This window comes from Methylobacterium mesophilicum SR1.6/6 (genome assembly GCF_000364445.2).
Lineage (GTDB): Bacteria > Pseudomonadota > Alphaproteobacteria > Rhizobiales > Beijerinckiaceae > Methylobacterium > Methylobacterium mesophilicum_A.
Window position 1 is genome coordinate 4691368 of sequence record NZ_CP043538.1, and the last position, 17274, is coordinate 4708641.

The 17274-nt window shown below is 71.6% G+C and carries 17 protein-coding genes; 3 read left to right on the forward strand and 14 right to left on the reverse strand.

The window, feature by feature from the left end:
- Nucleotides 1-2 precede the first annotated feature (2 nt).
- Complete coding sequence (locus MMSR116_RS22295) at nt 3-881, forward strand: amidohydrolase family protein (RefSeq protein WP_010686291.1); 879 nt, start codon at nt 3-5, stop codon at nt 879-881.
- A 188-nt stretch (nt 882-1069) separates the two neighbouring features.
- On the opposite strand, the gene MMSR116_RS22300 is transcribed toward MMSR116_RS22295, so the two are convergent.
- Together MMSR116_RS22300 and MMSR116_RS22305 are read right to left on the reverse strand one after the other, a co-directional pair.
- A complete protein-coding gene (locus tag MMSR116_RS22300; RefSeq protein ID WP_010686290.1) occupies nt 1070-1573 on the reverse strand; it encodes a YceD family protein in 504 nt (167 codons plus the stop codon).
- Nucleotides 1570-2145, reverse strand: a complete 576-nt coding sequence (locus MMSR116_RS22305) for a ubiquinol-cytochrome C chaperone family protein (protein ID WP_010686289.1) — start codon at nt 2143-2145, stop codon at nt 1570-1572. The genes MMSR116_RS22300 and MMSR116_RS22305 overlap by 4 nt, the downstream gene beginning before the upstream one ends.
- Before the next feature lie 200 nt (nt 2146-2345).
- On the opposite strand from MMSR116_RS22305, the gene MMSR116_RS22310 reads away from it, so the two are divergent.
- Nucleotides 2346-2843 carry an outer membrane protein assembly factor BamE gene (locus MMSR116_RS22310; RefSeq protein WP_010686288.1) on the forward strand — a complete coding sequence of 166 codons (498 nt, stop codon included), beginning with the start codon at nt 2346-2348 and terminating at the stop codon, nt 2841-2843.
- Here MMSR116_RS22310 and MMSR116_RS22315 read toward each other — a convergent pair.
- From MMSR116_RS22315 to MMSR116_RS22375, 12 genes are all read right to left on the reverse strand, one after another.
- Nucleotides 2780-3511, reverse strand: coding sequence for an HAD hydrolase-like protein (locus MMSR116_RS22315; protein ID WP_010686287.1), 732 nt, complete (start codon nt 3509-3511; stop codon nt 2780-2782). The genes MMSR116_RS22310 and MMSR116_RS22315 overlap by 64 nt on opposite strands.
- 1 nt (nt 3512) lies before the next feature.
- Complete coding sequence (locus tag MMSR116_RS22320; RefSeq protein WP_010686286.1) at nt 3513-5426, reverse strand: PAS domain S-box protein; 1914 nt, start codon at nt 5424-5426, stop codon at nt 3513-3515.
- 85 nt (nt 5427-5511) lie between these two features.
- Entirely contained in the window at nt 5512-6606 is a 1095-nt protein-coding gene (locus MMSR116_RS22325) for an alkene reductase (protein ID WP_010686285.1), read from the reverse strand.
- Nucleotides 6607-6811: 205 nt separating this feature from the next.
- On the reverse strand, nt 6812-8956 hold the full coding sequence (locus MMSR116_RS22330; protein WP_010686284.1) for a sodium-translocating pyrophosphatase: 2145 nt from the start codon (nt 8954-8956) through the stop codon (nt 6812-6814).
- Between the two features lie 548 nt (nt 8957-9504).
- On the reverse strand, nt 9505-10500 hold the full coding sequence (gene thiL / locus MMSR116_RS22335) for a thiamine-phosphate kinase (protein WP_010686283.1): 996 nt from the start codon (nt 10498-10500) through the stop codon (nt 9505-9507).
- A 3-nt stretch (nt 10501-10503) separates the two neighbouring features.
- Complete coding sequence (nusB, locus tag MMSR116_RS22345) at nt 10504-11124, reverse strand: transcription antitermination factor NusB (RefSeq protein ID WP_051072283.1); 621 nt, start codon at nt 11122-11124, stop codon at nt 10504-10506.
- An 11-nt stretch (nt 11125-11135) separates the two neighbouring features.
- A complete protein-coding gene (gene ribH / locus MMSR116_RS22350) occupies nt 11136-11630 on the reverse strand; it encodes a 6,7-dimethyl-8-ribityllumazine synthase (RefSeq protein ID WP_010686281.1) in 495 nt (164 codons plus the stop codon).
- A gap of 445 nt (nt 11631-12075) precedes the next feature.
- On the reverse strand, nt 12076-13101 hold the full coding sequence (locus MMSR116_RS22355) for a sulfate/molybdate ABC transporter ATP-binding protein (protein ID WP_083920303.1): 1026 nt from the start codon (nt 13099-13101) through the stop codon (nt 12076-12078).
- A 16-nt stretch (nt 13102-13117) separates the two neighbouring features.
- Entirely contained in the window at nt 13118-13999 is an 882-nt protein-coding gene (cysW, locus tag MMSR116_RS22360) for a sulfate ABC transporter permease subunit CysW (protein WP_010686279.1), read from the reverse strand.
- Nucleotides 13992-14846: a sulfate ABC transporter permease subunit CysT gene (gene cysT / locus MMSR116_RS22365; RefSeq protein ID WP_010686278.1), complete on the reverse strand. Its 855-nt coding sequence runs from the start codon at nt 14844-14846 to the stop codon at nt 13992-13994. The genes cysW and cysT overlap by 8 nt, the downstream gene beginning before the upstream one ends.
- Before the next feature lie 11 nt (nt 14847-14857).
- Nucleotides 14858-15895 carry a sulfate ABC transporter substrate-binding protein gene (locus tag MMSR116_RS22370; RefSeq protein ID WP_010686277.1) on the reverse strand — a complete coding sequence of 346 codons (1038 nt, stop codon included), beginning with the start codon at nt 15893-15895 and terminating at the stop codon, nt 14858-14860.
- A gap of 586 nt (nt 15896-16481) precedes the next feature.
- Nucleotides 16482-16706: a NepR family anti-sigma factor gene (locus MMSR116_RS22375; RefSeq protein WP_244625512.1), complete on the reverse strand. Its 225-nt coding sequence runs from the start codon at nt 16704-16706 to the stop codon at nt 16482-16484.
- 93 nt (nt 16707-16799) lie between these two features.
- On the opposite strand from MMSR116_RS22375, the gene MMSR116_RS22380 reads away from it, so the two are divergent.
- Nucleotides 16800-17141, forward strand: a complete 342-nt coding sequence (locus MMSR116_RS22380; protein ID WP_039894359.1) for a hypothetical protein — start codon at nt 16800-16802, stop codon at nt 17139-17141.
- The last annotated feature ends 133 nt before the right edge of the window (nt 17142-17274 follow it).

The following is a 17274-nucleotide window of genomic DNA, read 5'->3' on the forward strand; positions in this document are numbered from 1 at the left end:
TCATGCCCGAGATCCGAGACTGCCCCGCCCCGGACCCCCATCCGGGCGGCCCGACCCGCTACGCCGTGCCGGGGGGCGCCGTGGACACCCATGCCCACGTCATCGGACTGCCGCCGGATTATCCCCTGGTCCCGGACCGGAGCTACACGCCTCCGGCGGCCCCGGCGGACCGATACCTCGCGATGCTCGACGGGACCGGCATGGCCAACGGGGTGCTGGTCCAGGTCAGCGTCCACGGCACCGACAACCGGCTGATGGTCGAGACGCTGCGCGCCAACCGGCAGCGCCTGCGCGGCATCGCAGTGATTCCCCTCGGCCTCCCGGACGCGGAACTCGCCGCCCTGAAGGAGGCCGGGGTGGTGGGCCTGCGCCTCAACGTCCTGTTCGGCGGCGGAGTCGGGCTCGATGCCGTCGAATCCTACGGGGCGCTCGCCCGCGAGATGGGCTGGCACCTCCAGTTCCTGCTCGACGCCCGGGACCTGCCGCCGATCGCCGGCCGCCTTGCGCGGCTGCCGGTACCGCTGGTCTTCGACCATATGGGCCACATGCCGACCTCCGCCGGGCTGGACCATCCGGGCTTCCAGGCACTCCTCGGCCTCGTGGCCGACGGGAACTGGGTCAAGCTGTCCGGCGCCTTCCGGGATTCCGTGGAGGGGCCGCCCTATGCCGACACGATCCCCTTCGCCCGCGCGCTCAACGACGCCGCCCCCGAGCGCTGCCTCTGGGGGTCGGACTGGCCGCACGTCGCCGCCTGGGACGGGCCGCCCCGGACCTCGACGCTCCTCGACCTGATGGCCGACTGGGTGCCGGACGCGGACCGGCGCCGGATGGTCTTCGTCGACAATCCCCGGCGGCTCTACGGATTCGCGGCCGGTCCGTGAGCGACCGCCACGGTCGCGGACGGGCGCACCGGACGCAGGCCCCGACCGGGCGAGCCGCGGAGCGCCGGTGACGCACCGCCCCGTCGTCGCGGCACGCGATGTGTTCCCCCGGATCACCGTCCGCTGCGCGGCAGAAATCCGGAACCGCGCCGGCCGCCGATCCGTGCGCACCGCGGCAGGAGCCGACCCTACGCCTTCCCGTCCCGGATCCGGCGCAAGGCGTCGAACGGCCCCGCATCGTCGCCGGCCACGACCGGCTCGAAGGTGATGCCGGGCTTGCGGGGATAGGGATCGAGGCCGAGCGCCAGAAACTCGGCGGTCAGCGCGCCGAAATCGATGCGTCCGCCGACCAGGGGATCGGGGATGTCGGCGTCTTCGGCATCGGTGCCGGCGAGTTGGTCGGTATCGGTGAAGACCACCTCGACGGGTTCCCGGACCGGTGCCTCGAAGGGTTCGAGGCTCACGGTGCAGACCTGCGTGACCAGGGCCTCCACGGTGCCGGTGACCGTGAGCCGGCTGGTCGGTCCCTCGATGGCGAAGCGTCCGACCAGATCGCGGATGCCCGGGATGCCGAAATCGGCCGCGAGCGCCGCGCACTCGGCCGGGCTCGCCTCCACGGTGACGGCGCCGCGGCCCTGGGGCAGGCGCTCGACGTTCACCCAGCGCGCGAGCGGGAAGTCGTCCTGACTCATGCGGTGCCTCCTGCAGTGTCTCCGGCCTCGGCCGATGCGGGCGCGAAGCCGTCCGGCTCCGGGAAGGGCGGCCCGGCCCCGAGCAGCCCGTCGAGGTCGGCCCCGGCCAGCGCCGCGTCGGCGGCCTGCACGTAGGCGGCGAGGCCGGTCCCATCCCCTTCGCCGCCCAGCACGTTCCGCACGAGGGCCGTGCGCAGGGAAGCCGTGTCGCCCGCGTTGAGCGCCGCGTCGTAGCCCTCGGCGCGACCGTAGAAGGCGGCACCGAGCTTCTTCATCCGCTTGGACACGCCCATGTCGCCGACGCCCAGCTCGCGCAGGGACGCGTCGAGCTGCGCGAACACGGAGTTCACAAGATCCTGCGCGACCTCGGCGGCCGGGGCCGGCAGCCGGTTCAGCCGGCGCAGGACCAGGATGGCGTGCAGGCACAGGGATTCGAACCGGCCCTCCACGGTGTCGGGTATGCCGAGCCGCGTGTAGAGACCCGGCCGGCGCGCGGCCAGGCTGAGCGCCACGTGCAGGTCCTCAATGGCGCGGCGACGCGCGTTCGCGCGCCGGAACAGGCCGGCGATCATGGGCGCCCCGCCGGGACCGGGAGGGCCGGTCGCACCGCGTCCGCCCCTGTGCGGATGATGGCCATCTGTGGCCAAGCTTGCCTTGTCAAAGCCATAACCCCGCGGTACGGCAACCCACGCCCAGGGCGCAAGCGTCGTCGGAGTCCCGTGCCGGCGGCAGCGGTTGCGCCCCGTCCATCAACACGCTCTCTGGGGGCCCGATGCGGCGCCGTCTCGTCCAGTCCTTCGCGCGCCTTGCCTTGGTCGGCCTCGCGGGAGCCGGCCTGTCCGGCTGCATCGGCGAGGAACTGCGCCACGGCTATCAGGTCGATCAGGCGGCCCTCGCCACAATCAAGCCCGGCATGAGCCCCGAACAGGTTCTGCAGATCCTCGGCACGCCGTCGACGGTGTCCACGGTGGGCAACAAGTCCTGGTACTACATCTCGCAGAACACCCGCCGGACGATCATGTTCCTGGGTGAGCAGGTCGAGGATCAGAAGGTCACGGCGATCTACTTCACCCCCGGCTTCAAGGTCGAGCGCGTGGCCCTCTACGGCCTCCAGGACGGCCGGATCTTCGACTTCATCGAGCGCACCACGCCGACGAGCGGCGCCGACCGCGCCTTCCTCAGCCAGCTGTTCCGCGGCCTGACCCGCTACGAGCCGTTCGGCAGCGGCAGGGGCACCAGCGTGGTGCCGGGCGCCAACCGCGGCCAGTGATCTGAGGTGCCGGCGGCCGAGCGGGCGACCTCTCGGGCGACCTCGGCGGGTTCGGAGAACAGATAGTCGGGCGCCTGCGCGGCGAGCGCCCGCGGATCGGTGAAGCCCCAGGTCACCGCGCCGAACGGGCAGCCGAGGGCGCGCGCCGCCTCCAGGTCGCGGATCTCGTCGCCGATGCACAGCGCCCGGGCCGGCGCGACCCCGGACCGCGCCAGCAGCGTCCGCAGGCGGCGCGCCTTCCCGAAGATCGAAGCCCCGCAGGCATAGGTGCCGATGCGCGCCGCGTTGTCGGGCCCGAGCACCCGGCGGACCGTGTCGGCGCGATTCGACGACAGGATCGCCAGAGGCACGCCGGCCGCCGCGATGCCGGCCAGCATGTCCGTCACGCCGGGAAAGAGGGCGATCCGCGCGGCGTCCCGGGCAGCCAGCGCGTGCATGTGGCGGGCGATCAGCGGCAGCTTCCAGCGGGGGATGCCGAGATGGGCCACGATCGCCCGGGCGCCCTGCAGCCGCAATCCGTCGACCTCGTGGGCCTCGACGCGCCGGAACCGGTAGCGGTCGGCGACCCCGTTCAGGACCGAGCAGAACCAGTCGAAGCTGTCGGCGAGCGTCCCGTCGAAGTCGAGGACGACGAGTCCGGGCGCGGCCGCTCCCGTCCGGAGGGCCACGTCAGGCCCGGAGATTCTCGAGCGGCACGCTGAGCCGCATCAGCAGGCCGCCCGGCGCCCAGTCGCGCTCCAGCTCTCCGTCGAGCTGTCCGGCGACGCTGCGCTCGGCGAGCACCGTCCCAAACCCCTTCCGGGAAGGTGCGCCGGTGACCGGGGGTCCGCCGGCCTCCTGCCACGTCAGGGTGTAGCGGTCCGCCTCCCGGCTGCCGCTCAGCGTGACGCCGCCCTCCTTGGTGGAGAGGCCGCCGTACTTCATGGCATTGGTGGCCTGCTCGTGCATGATCAGCGCCAGCGCCGTCGCGGTGCGCTCGCCGATCTCGGCGTCGTCGCCCGAGATCGCGACCCGGGCGCGGCCATCCTCGGCGTAGGCCGCCATGATCAGGCGCATGAGCCCGAACACCGTCTGGCCCGCCACCGCGGGGGCGCTCTCGGGCGAGTGCGGGCGGACATATTCGTGGGCCTGGGCCAGCGCCCCGAGCCGCTCGCGGAAGGCCGTGGCGAAGGGCTTGGCGGCCGGGTCGCTGCGCGCGGTGAGCGCCGCGAGGCCGCCGACCACCGCGAAGATGTTCTTGATCCGGTGCGACAGCTCGCGGATCAGCAGGTCGCGGGCCTCCTCGGCGCGCTTGGCCTCGCGCAGGTCGCGGGTGACGGTGGCGTGGCCGATCTCGGCGCCGGTGGGGTCGCGCACCTGGAAGATGTTGTAGAGGACCGCCACCGGCTCGCCCGTGCGGAAATGCCGGAAGGCCAGCTCGCCCTCCCAGTGGCCGTCCCGGCCCACCGCCGGCATCACGATCTCGGCCAGGATCCGGCGGCTCTCCTGCGTGAAGAAATCGGGGATCCGATGGCGGCGCGCGGCGGCGAGATCGGGCAGGCCGACCAGCGCCAGCGCCGCCTCGTTGAGATGGGTGATCTCGCCGTCCTGCGTCGAGAGGCCGATGAAGTCCTTCGAGGCCTCGACGATGGCGGCGAGCTTGCGGGCCTCGGCCTCGGTCCGCTTCAGGTCGTCGATGTCGGTGCAGGTGCCGAACCAGCGCTCGATCCGCCCCTCCGCGTCCCGGATCGGCATGGCGCGGCCGAGCGTCCACCGGTAGGCGCCGCTGTGGTGGCGCAGGCGGTACTCGATTTCGTAAGGCTCGCCGGTGGCGAGCGAATGGCGCCACCGGGCCCAGGCCCGGTCCTGATCCTCCGGGTGGAACACGTCGTTCCAGCCTTCGCCGTCGGTGGTGCCGTAAGGCACGCCGGTGAACTCGTACCAGCGGTCGTTGTAGTAGTCGTGGAACCCGTCGGGCTGCGTGGTCCAGACCATCTGGGGCATCGCCGCCGTCATCACGCGGAAGCGGCGCTCGCTGGCGGCGAGCTCCGCCTCGCGGGCCGCCACCTGCACGAGCGTCCGACGGTGGTCCAGCAGGCTCGAGATCTGGCGCGCCAGGGCCGTGAGCGTGGCGGTCTGTTCCGAGTCGAGACCGCCCGGCCGCGGGACCCGGTCGAGCACGCAGAGGGCGCCGAGGGGGATGCCCTGGGCCCCGCGGATCACCGCGCCGGCATAGAAGCGGAAGGCCGGCGCCCCAGTCACCAGCGGGTTCTCCACCGTCCGCGCATCGGCGGCCAGGTCGGGGATGATCAGCAGCTCGCCCGCCTCGATCGTGTGGGCGCAGACGGAGCAGTTGATCGGCAGTTCGCGCTTGCCGAGGCCCACCTCCGACTTGAACCATTGCCGCTCGGCATCCACGAGGCTGACGAGGGCCACGGGGGCGCGGCAGACATGGGCGGCGACCCGGACGAGATCGTCGTAGAGCGGCTCCGGCTCCGTATCGAGGATCGCGAGATCATGCAGTTCCGCGATCCGGTCCGCGGTGCTCCAGGGCCCTACGGTCGGTTCAGGAGCCGCGAGCGCGTGTGGTGCCGGCACTTTCATGGTCCGGCAATCACATAGGTGCCTTGCACCCCCCTGCCTAGGTGCCGCCGCGCTTTCCACACGCGGCGGCCGCCGGAGCGCCGCCTTACGCGGCGCGGGGCTCATCCGCGAGGGTCGGATAGTCGATGTAGCCCTCCGGTCCCTGGCTGTACCACGTGGCCGCATTGTCCTTGTTGAGGGGCGCGCCCTTGGCGATGCGCGCGACGAGGTCGGGGTTGGCGATGAAGGTCCGGCCGAACGAGATCGCGTCGGCCTCGCCGGCATCCAGGACCTTCTGGCCGCTGGTCCCGTCGTAGTCGGCGTTGAGGATCATCGGGTTGCGGAACACGCGCCGCATCGCCGGGGCGATCGGCGGGTGGTCGGCCTTGCCAAAGGTGCCGTCGGGGCCCGGCTCACGCATCTCCAGGAAGGCGATGCCGACATCGGCGAGCGCCTGGGCGGCGGCCACGAACAAGGGCTCGGGGTTCGAGTCGTTGCAGCCCTGGATCGCGCCGTTGGGCGAGAGGCGCACGCCGGTGCGCTCGGGCCCGGCGACCTTCGCCACCGCCTCGGTCACCTCGCGCAGGAGCCGCACACGGTTCTCGATGGCGCCGCCATACCGGTCGGTGCGGTGATTGGTGCCGTCACGCAGGAACTCGTCGATCAGGTAGCCGTTCGCCGCGTGGATCTGCACCCCGTCGAAGCCGGCCGCCAGGGCGTTGGCGGTGGCGTGCTCGTAGTCGGCGAGCAGCCGCGGGATCTCGGCGACCTCCAGGGCGCGGGCCTCCGCGTAGGGCTTCTTGCCGGCATAGGTGTGAGCCTGGTCGGGCGCCGTGGTGGCGGAGGACGAGACGGGCTTGGCGCCGCCGAGGAAATCCGGGTGGACCAGCCGGCCCATGTGCCAGATCTGGCAGACGATCTTGCCGCCCCTGTCGTGGACCGCCTTCACGATCGGCCGCCACGCGTCGACCTGGGCGTCGGACCAGATGCCCGGCGCGTAGGGCCAGCCGAGGCCCTCCTGGGAGATGCCGGTGGCCTCGGTGAGGATGAGGCCGGCGCCGGCACGCTGGGCGTAGTACTCGGCCATGATCGGAGTGGGCACGTGCTCGCGGGTGCCGCGGCCGCGGGTGAGGGGGGCCATGAAGATCCGGTTCTTCGCCTCGATGGCGCCGATTCGGATCGGGTCGAGCAGGGACGGCATAGGGTACCTCGTGCTGGTGCGGCCGCGCCGCATCCGGTTTAATCCGCGGCCGAGGTGGCGCTGCGGCGCGGCGATGCCAAGGTGCAGCGCAGCGGGCATGGCGGCGCCGTGCGGAGGCGCACATGGCGGGAGGCGCGCCAAAACGCGAAGGGCCGGGCTCGCGCGGAGCCCGGCCCTCCCCTCTGCGTCAGGGACTTGGCAGCCCTCAGCTGTGCGCTAGCACCGCCAGCAGCAGCAGGGCGATGATGTTGGTGATCTTGATCGCCGGGTTCACCGCCGGGCCCGCGGTGTCCTTGTAGGGGTCGCCGACCGTGTCGCCGGTCACCGCCGCCTTGTGGGCCTCCGAACCCTTGCCGCCGTGATGGCCGTCCTCGATGTACTTCTTGGCGTTGTCCCAGGCGCCGCCGCCCGAGGTCATCGAGATCGCCACGTAGAGGCCAGTGAGGATCACGCCGAGCAGGCTCGCGCCCACCGTGGCGAAGGCCTGGCTCTTGCCGGCGATGAGCTGGATCACGAAGAACAGCACCACCGGCGACAGCACCGGCAGCAGCGAGGGGACGATCATCTCCTTGATCGCCGCCCGGGTCAGCATGTCCACCGCCCGGCCGTAATCGGGCCGGTCCGTGCCCTGCATGATCCCGGGCTTGGCCCGGAACTGCCGCCGGACCTCCTCCACCACCGCGCCCGCCGCGCGCCCCACCGCCGTCATGGCGATGCCGGCGAACAGGAACGGGATCAGGCCGCCGAGCAGCAGCCCGACCACCACGTAGGGGTTCGACAGCGAGAAATCGACGCTGACGCCCTGGAAGAAGCGGTACTGCGTCGGGCTCGCATTGGCGATGAAGTAGTTCAGGTCCGACGTGTAGGCGGCGAACAGCACCAGCGCGCCGAGGCCGGCGGAGCCGATCGCGTAGCCCTTGGTGACCGCCTTGGTGGTGTTGCCGACCGCGTCGAGGGCGTCGGTCGACTTGCGCACGTCCGGAGGCAGGCCGGCCATCTCGGCGATGCCGCCGGCATTGTCGGTGACCGGCCCGAAGGCGTCGAGGGCCACAATGAAGCCGGCCAGCGCCAGCATGGCGGTGACCGCGATGGCGATGCCGAACAGGCCGGCGAGCGCGTAGGTGCTGATGATGCCGGCCACGATCACGATCGCAGGGAGCGCCGTCGATTCCAGCGAGATCGCCAGCCCCTGGATCACGTTGGTGCCGTGTCCGGTGACCGATGAATCAGCGATCGACTTCACGGGCCGGAAGTTCGTGCCGGTGTAGTACTCGGTGATCACCACGATCAGCGCCGTGATGGCGAGCCCGATCACCGCGCAGCCGAACAGGCCGGCCGACGTGAAGGTGACGCCGGTGGAGGTGGTGAAGGTGGTCGCGAAACCGCCGAGCAGTGTCATGTTGACGGCGGCAATCGCCGCGACCGAGAGAACACCGGCGGCGATCAGGCCCTTGTAGAGCGCCCCCATGATCGACTGGTTGGCTCCGAGCCGCACCGCGTAGGTGCCGGCGATCGACGTGACGATGCAGGCCGCGCCGATGGCGAGGGGATAGAGCATCATCGGCTCCAGCGCGTCCCGGCCGCTGCCGGTGGGGCCGGAGAAGAAGATCGCGGCCAGCACCATGGTGGCGACGATGGTGACCGCGTAGGTCTCGAACAGGTCGGCCGCCATGCCGGCACAGTCGCCGACGTTGTCGCCGACGTTGTCGGCGATGGTGGCGGGGTTGCGCGGATCGTCCTCCGGGATGCCGGCCTCGACCTTGCCGACGAGGTCGCCGCCGACGTCGGCCCCCTTGGTGAAGATGCCGCCGCCCAGGCGGGCGAAGATCGAGATCAGCGACGCGCCGAAGCCGAGCGCCACCAGCGCGTCGATCACCTCGCGGCTCGACGGCTCGAGATGCGCGCCGCGGGTGAGGTACAGGTAGTAGAGCGCCACGCCGAGGAGCGCGAGGCCCGCCACCAGCATGCCGGTCACCGCGCCGGACTTGAAGGCCACGTCGAGGCCGCCGCCGAGCGATGTCGAGGCGGCCTGCGCGGTGCGCACGTTGGCCCGAACCGAGACGTTCATGCCGATGAAGCCCGCCGCGCCCGAGAGCACGGCGCCGATCAGGAAGCCGATGGCGACCTTGAGTCCGAGGAAGACGGCGAGCAGCACGAACAGGACCACGCCGACGAGGCCGATGGTCGTGTACTGCCGCCGGAGATAGGCCTGGGCGCCCTCCGCGATGGCGGCGGCGATCTCCTGCATGCGTTGGGTGCCGGCGTCGCGCCGCAGCACGTCGAGGATCGTGACAATGCCGTAGGCGACGGCGCAGAGCCCGCCCACGATGATCAGAACCAAGGGAATCATTCGACCGTCCTTGTTATTATCGTGCCTGGCGTGGGCTTGTGTTTGTCGAGCTTGGCCGCCGGAGGGCGGCGACGGGACGTGGCGCTCGGATTCGGGGCTTTCCTTCCCAGAACAAGGCCTTGATTGCCAAACTTCGCCGGAGAGCGCAAACGGCGTCTTCGTGTTTTTCTGCGGCGCAGCGCGCGAATGCTGCACTGCACGACGACGGAGCCCGCCGATACAGGGAACTATTGTGCTGTTTTCGAGCGTGACGGCGGCGGACCGATCGAGCAAGGGCAGCGCGACGGGAGCGGGAAGCCGCGGATCGGACCGCCCCTCGATCCCTTCATCCTGGGGTACCGGAGCGGAGTGCGGGCCTCGACGGAGCCCTCCAGAGGTCGCGGCAATTCCGGGCGCCCACCTTCGAGGCCGCTGACGCGGGCATCTCAGGATGCGGAGGTGGACTGGATCACGTCGGTGCCTCGGTCCGTGCGAGCGCGGCGAAGCGACGACGAAGCGGGCCGCGCCGACCGCGCGTTACCGGCCGGAGCGTTCAACCGGACAATGCGTCAGAAGTGGCTGAACGCCCCGGCGGCGAATACGCGCGCGGTCCCGTCGTCCATGGCGAATCCGGGCGGCCCGTCGCCCGCCGTCACGGTGCCGATGGCGGCGATGGGGATCCCGGCCGCCGCCGCCTCGGCCTGGAAGGCTTCGAGCGTTCCCGGTGCCACCGTGCAGAGGATCTCGTAATCGTCACCGCCGGTGAGGACCGCCTCGATCAGGCCGGGCGCGGCCGCGCAGGCGAGGCGGGCCGCCTCCGAGAGCGGCACCGCCGCCACGTCGATGCGGGCGCTGCGGCCCGAGCCCAGCATCTTGGCGAGGTCACCCGCGAGCCCGTCCGACACGTCCATGGCGGCGGTGGCGTGGTGGCGGACCGCTCGGGCCGCGGCGAGGCGTGGCCGGGGATGCAGGTAGCGGTCGGCCAGCGCGGCCCGCTGAGCCCGACCGAGGACGGCCACCCAGGGGGCGGCCGGCTCGAGGCGCATCCGCAGGCCGAGGGCCGCGTCGCCGATCGTGCCGGTGACGCAGATCCGATCTCCGAGCCGGGCCGTGCCGCGCCGGACGATCGCGCCAGACGGCACTTCGCCCATCATGCTCACGCCGATCAGGGCCGGCCCGCCGGAGCGGACCGTGTCGCCGCCGAGCAGGGGGCAATCGGCCTCGACGGCCGCTTCCCCCAGCCCCGCCGCGAAGGCCGCCAGCCAGTCCTCGGTCCAGTCGCCGGGCAGCGCCAGGGTCAGCAGGAAGCCGCGCGGGACCGCGCCTTTGGCGGCGATGTCGGAGAGGTTCACCCCGAGGGCCTTGCGGGCGATCGAGGCCGGCGGATCGTCCGGGAAGTAGTGGATCCCCGCCACCACGGCGTCCGCGGTGAGGACGAGGTCGTGGCCGGGGGCCGGCGTCAGGATGGCGGCGTCGTCCCGGAGCCCGTCCGCGCCCGGCCCCGCCAGGGGGGCGAAGTAGCGGGCGATCAGCCCCTCCTCGGAGACGCGGGCCGGCCCGGCCACCGGTCAGCCCTTCTGGGCCGGCGGCTTCCCGGGGAGCGGCTTGGCGGAGCCCGGCTTGTCCGCTCCAGGCTTGCCCGCTCCAGGCTTGCCCGCTCCCGGCTTGCCCGACCCCTTCGGGGCCGCGACCTCGCCCGGCCGGACGTCCCGGGCGAGCCGGTCGAGCACCGCGTTCACGAGGCCCGGCTCGTCGGCGGTGTAGAAGCTGTGCGCCACGTCGACATAGGCGGAGATCGCCGCCCCCACCGGCACGTCGGGCCGGAACATCAGCTCGTAGGCGCCCGCCCGCAGGATCGCCCGGAGCACGATCTCGATGCGGCGGAGCGGCCAGCCCTGGGCCAGCGCCTGATCGAGCTTCGGGTCGATCGCCCGCTGCTCCTCGACGGTGCCGCGCAGGAGGTCGCGGAAGAAGGCGGTCTCGGCCTTCGGATGGGCGATCCCGTCGACCTCCTGGCCGATCCAGAACGCCTCGAACTCGGCGAGCGCGTCGAGGACGCCCTTGCCGGAGATGTCCATCTCGTAGAGCGCCTGCACGACGGCGAGGCGGGCGCCGCTGCGCGGGCTGATCTTGGCCGTGTCGGCGGCCCTGGGGGCGCCCTCCGGCCCGGCGTCGGTGGTCCCGGTCATGTCGGTTCCCGTCATCGCGTACGCGCCGCCTCGGCCGCGCGCTTGAGGGCGAGCACCCCGAGCGCCGCCTCGGCCGCGCCGCCGCCCTTGTTCATCTCGGCGACCCGGGCGCGGGCCAGCGCCTGCGCCTCGGTCTCCACGGTGAGGATGCCGTTCCCCAGGGGCACGCGCCGCTGGACCGAGAGATCCATGAGCGCGCGGGCGCTCTCGCCGGCCACGATGTCGTAATGGCCGGTCTCGCCGCGGATCACGCAGCCGAGCGCCACCACGGCGTCGTAGGAGCCCGCATCGAGCAGGATCGCCACCGCGGCGGGGATCTCCAGGGCGCCCGGCACCGTGATCACGGTGGCCTGCGCGTCGGCGGCCTCGATCGCCGCGAGCGCGCCGGCGAGGAGCTCGTCGGCGATCACGTCGTAGTAGCGCGCCTCGACGACGAGGATGCGGGCGCCGGCGAGCGCCGGATCGGTGGGCTTCGGCGCCGAATCGGCGCGGGTATGGGCGACCATGGCTCTCGTCGGCTCTCGTCCGGCCGGGTTTTCGGGGGTTGGCGGGCGGCGTGGCGGGCGCCCGCCCGGGGAGGACGGTTAGACCGAAGCGGCCGGCGCCACAAGCGGTGCCGCCGGTGCGGAGGGTGGCGCCGCGTCGCGCCGTCTCGTGCGGGGTCCCCGATCCGTCATGCGATCGCCGGTCCGGCGGGGACGCGTCGGCCCGACGGCCCTTGACCGACCCGCCCCGAGCCGGCGCGCGACCCCGCACATGAGCGCCCCGGCGGTGCGCCGCGGCTCGCGCGCCGCGGTCGGCTACCGGGCTCCGCGTTCCGGGGGCCGGGGCCGGGCACGCGTCACGCGTTCGAGGCGGCCCGTGCCGCGCCGCGCGCTCGGCCAGAGGCCATCACCAGACACCGTGACCAGACACCGTGACCGGACGTCACCGAAGGGCTGCGGCCGGGCCTCACCCGAAGACGTGGCCGCCGTTGATCCGAAGGCCCACCGGGTGCCCGGCCGGGTACCGGACGCCGTCGAAATCCTCGACGGCGAGGACGCGCCCCTCGGCATCGGCCACCTCGATCCGCTGGCGACCCTGGCTCCGGTAGGAGCTGCGGACGGTGCCGGAGAGATGCGCCGCCTCCGGCTCGGCGAGCTGCAGCTGCCACGGCCGGACGTAGAGCTTGACCGGGCCGATCACCCCGGCCGGCGCCACCACGGGCGTCTCGCGGCCCCGGACCAGCACCCGGCCGCCCTCGGCGATCGCCTCCACCTCGACGGAATCCCCTAAGAACTTCATCACGGTGGCCGAGGCCGGGTTCTCCTGCACCTCGTCGGGCGTGCCGACCTGCTCCAGACGGCCGCGATCGAGCACGGCCACCCGGTCGGACAGCTCCAGGGCCTCGTCCTGGTCGTGGGTCACGAAGATCGTGGTCTGGCCGGTGCGGTCGTGGATCTCGCGCAGCCAGCGGCGCAGGTCCTTCCGGACCTGGGCGTCGAGGGCGCCGAAGGGCTCGTCCAGCAGCAGCACCCGGGGCTCCACGGCGAGCGCCCGGGCGAGCGCCACCCGCTGGCGCTGGCCGCCGGAGAGCTGGGACGGGTAGCGGTCGCCGAAGCCCGAGAGGCGGATCAGGTCGAGCAGGTCGCCGACCCGGCGCTTGATCTCCGCCTTGGCCGGCCGGTCCGCCCGGCGCCGGGCGTTCAGCCCGTAGGCGATGTTGTCGGCCACGCTCATGTGCTTGAACAGGGCGTAGTGCTGGAACACGAAGCCGACGGCCCGCTCCTGCACGGCGAGACCCGTCGCGTCGTCGTCGCCGAACAGGATCCGGCCTCGGTCCGGCGCGTCGAGCCCGGCGATGATCCGCAGCAGCGTCGTCTTGCCCGAGCCCGAGGGGCCGAGCAGGCCGATCAGCTCGCCCGCCCGCACGTCGAGCGACAGGTCGTGCAGCACCGCCGCCGTGTCGAAGGTCTTCGAGACGTTCTCGACCCGGATCGCCGTGGAGGGACGCTCAGTGAGCCCGGCCGTGCGCGAGCTCGCCGGCGAAGCGCCATTCCAGGACGGATTTGAGGACGAGGGTGATGAGGGCAAGGACGGCGAGGAGCGAAGCGACCGCGAAAGCGGCGACGAAGTTGTACTCATTGTAGAGGATCTCCACGTGAAGTGGGATGGTGTTGGTCAGGCCGCGGATGTGGCCCGACACCACCGAGACCGCGCCGAACTCGCCCATCGCCCGGGCATTGCAGAGGAGCACGCTGTAGAGCAGGCCCCAGCGGATGTTGGGCAGCGTCACCGTCCGGAACGCGTGCAGGCCCGACGCGCCGAGGGTGAGCGCCGCCTCCTCCTCGGCGGTGCCCTGCTCCTGCATCAGGGGGATCAGCTCGCGCGCGACGAATGGGAAGGTGACGAACACCGTCGCCAGCACGATGCCCGGCAGCGCGAACAGGATCTGGATCCCGTGATCGATCAGCCAGGTGCCGAACAGGCCCTGGGACCCGAACAGCAGCACGTAGATCATCCCGGACACCACCGGCGAGACCGAGAACGGCAGGTCGATCAGGGTGATCAGCAGGGATTTGCCGGGGAACTCGAACTTGGCGATCGCCCAGGACGCCGCCAGCCCGAACGCGAGGTTGAACGGCACCGCGATCGCCGCCACCGTGAGCGTCAGGCGGATCGCGCTCCAGGCATCGGGCTCGCGGAAGGCCTCCAGGAAGGCCGCGATCCCCTTCGAGAAGGCCTGGACGAAGACCGCGAAGAGCGGCAGCACCAGGAACAGCGCCAGGAACGCCACCGCGATGCCGATCAGGATCCCGCGTGTGGCCGCCCCCTCGGAGGCGACCGGCGCGGGCTTGGCGGCCGGCACGATGACGGGCGAGAAGATCTCAGACATAGCCGAACCGCCTCCGGGACCAGGCCTGGATGAGGTTGATGGCGAGCAGCGTCAGGAACGAGATCCCGAGCATGATCGTGGCGATGGCGGCCGCGCCGCCGTAGTCGAACTCGGAGAGCTTGATGACGATCAGCAGGGGCGCGATCTCCGAGACGTAGGGCAGGTTGCCGGCGATGAAGATGATCGAGCCGTACTCGCCGACGCCCCGGGCGAAGGCGAGGGCGAAGCCGGTGAGCACCGCGGGGATCAGCGGCGGCAGCACGACCCGGGTCAGCGTCGCGATGCGGGTCGCCCCGAGGGTCGCGGAGGCCTCCTCGATCTCCTTGTCGATCTCGGCGATCAGCGGCTGCACGGTCCGCACCGCGAAGGGCAGGCCGATGAACACCATGGCGATGAAGATGCCCACCGGCGTGTAGGCCGCCTGGATGCCGAGGCGGGCGAGCGGCGCGCCGAGCAGCCCGTCCGGCGCGTAGAGCGAGGCGAGCGCGATGCCGGCGACCGCGGTGGGCAGCGCGAAGGGCAGGTCGACGGCGGCGTCGACGAGCTTGCGCCCCGGGAAGCGGTAGCGCGTCAGAACCCAGGCCACCAGGAAGCCGAACACGGACGCGACGAGGGCGGCCACCGCCGAGACGCCGAAGCTGATCCGCAGGGCGCTCGCCACCCGCGGATCGGTGGCGACGTCCCAGATCCCCGAGAGCCCGAGCCCCGAGGCCTTCACCACCAGCCCGGCCAGCGGCAGCAGGACGATCAGGCCGAGGCAGGTCAGCGTGTAGCCGAAGGTGAACCCGAAGCCCGGGATCACGCTCGGCCGTCGGAAGGTCCATCGGGGACGGGGCGTCGCGACCATGGTCTCAAGCCTCAGCGGCCGGCCCGGCTCAGACGGTCGAACAGGCCGCCGGCGTCGAAGTTCCGCTTCTGGATCTCGTCCCAGGAGCCCTGCAGGTCCTCGATCCGGAACAGCTTGATGTCGGGGAGCTGCGCGAGGTCGGCCGGCGCCGCGGCCTCGCGCTTGATCGGCCGGTAATGGTGCTTGGCGAAGATCGCCTGGGCCTGGTCGGTGTAGAGGAAGTCGAGATAGGCCTGTGCGGCCTTCGTCGTCCCCTTGCGCTCGGCATTGACCGCCACGAGGGCCACCGGTGGCTCGGCGTAGATCGAGGTCGGCGGCGAGACGATGTCGAACTTATCGGCGCCGAACTCCTGCAGCACGAGGTAGGCCTCGTTCTCCCAGGTCGGCAGCACGTCGCCGAGCCCGCGCTGCGCGAAGGTCACGGTCGAGCCGCGCGCGCCCGTGTCGAGCACCGGGACGTTCTTGTAGATCTGGCCCACGAAGGCGTCGGCCTTGGCGGCGTCCTTGTCCTGGCCGTAGGCGTAGCCCCAGGCGGCCAGGAAGTTCCAGCGCCCGCCCGCCGAGGTCTTCGGGTTCGGGGTGATAACCTTCACGTCGGGCTTGACCAAGTCGGCCCAGTCCTTGACGCCCTTCGGGTTGCCCTTGCGGACGAGGAACACCACCGTCGACGTGTAGGGCGTCGCGGTGTTGGGCAGCTTGCTGCGCCAGTCGTCCGGGATCTTGTGGGTGAGCTTGGCGATGGCGTCGATGTCGGACGGGATGCCCAGCGTCACCACGTCGGCGTCGACGCCGTCGATCACCGTGCGCGCCTGCGCGCCCGAGCCGCCATGGGAGGCCCGGACCGTGATCGCCTCGCCGGTCTTGGCCTTCCACGTCTCCGCGAAGGCGGCGTTGATCTCGCGGTAGAGTTCCCGGGTCGGATCGTACGAGACGTTGAGGAGGGCGGTCTCGGCCGCGGCCGGCAGCGCGCAGGTCCACAGCCCAGCCCCGGCCAGCAGGGACAGCCCGATCGCCCGGGCCACCAAGCCCCGACCCGCAGCATTCTTCATCGCGTCCGATCCCCAGCCCTACTGCCTGCGACACGGGGACGACCGACCCCGAGATCCGGAAAATCGTTCGTTTTATCGAACATTGTCAAGCCGCGCCCGACCGTCCGGAACGGGTTGCGCCGGTCGCACATCGGGCGGCTCTTACCAGAAAGCCAGCGTCGCCAATATGCTGGCGTGAGAGAAGGCATGGATCTTCTCCCGCCGGACCCGGACAGGGAAGAAAATCAACCGGTGAAGGCGTTTTATAGAACGAACGATCTCATGTGCGTCGGCACACGTCGGTCCGCGGCCGGGACAGAGGCCGGGATGACCCGCGACGCGAGCGAGGGGCGTGCGCCGTCCGGCCTTCGCGCCGCGAATCCATTCCGCTGGATTGGGGAGGGGCGTCTCGTAGCCGGCGACGCGTTCCTCACCGTTATCACGAGCACAGTGAAATGACTCAGGGCGACGCGACCGCCGCAGGCGTGGCGCCCCTGGATCGCTTCGCGCCGCTCGCAGAGACGGCGGCGCTCCGGTCATCGAGCGGAAACGGCATCACCGGTCCCGCGCCGTCGAATCCGTCCTCAATGCGGGAGACCGGGCCGGCTCAGCGCTTCGTCTTGTCGAGTTGCGCCATCAGCGTCTCGAGACGCTGGGTGAGCGGCGCCGCCAGCGTGTCGGCGTAGAGCGCGCGCAGGTTCTGGCCGAGATGGCGGCGGATGCCCGCCGCGAGGGGGCGACGCCGGGGTCCGCCGAGGCTTCCACGGGACGCTCGAGTTTCGGCTTCGACATCGTCCGGAACCCCGCGCCCGCTCCGGATCAGAATGCGCAAGCTTGGTTAAGGACCCGTCACCGGCCGGAGCCGGAACTGCTGGTGCGAGGGATACGTTGCCCGCTGACCCACCTTGGCGCCCGGAGTTCCGCCTTGTCCCGTTCGATGTCCCTGTCCGTGCTGGTGTTCCTCGCGGCGACGGTGGCCGGTTCGCCCGCGCTGGCGCAGACCAAACCCGGCGAGATCAAGGGCATCGACGCGATGGGCGACAAGTCGCGCAGCGCCCAGGACGGCTGGAGCCAGGCGCCGGTCCCCCGGGAGCAGTCGGCCGCCAAGGATGCGCCCGACCCGGGCGGCCAGTCGATCAAGGAGAACGCCGACCGTCCGGTCCCGCCGGCCCAGCCCGGCGGCACCGCCGGCACCGAGCCGCAAGCTCCCCTGGAGCATCGGACGGCAGGGCCATCCGGGACGAATCCCGCAAATCCCAGCAAGTAAAAAAAGCGTATTCATCCAGGATGATATCGGCACTTTGAACGTGCAGCCCGGGGCGATACACGGGCTGTCGCTGTGTCACGCGACCGCACTTGTGTGGCGCACGCTTTTTTGGGACACCCTGGAATTATACCAG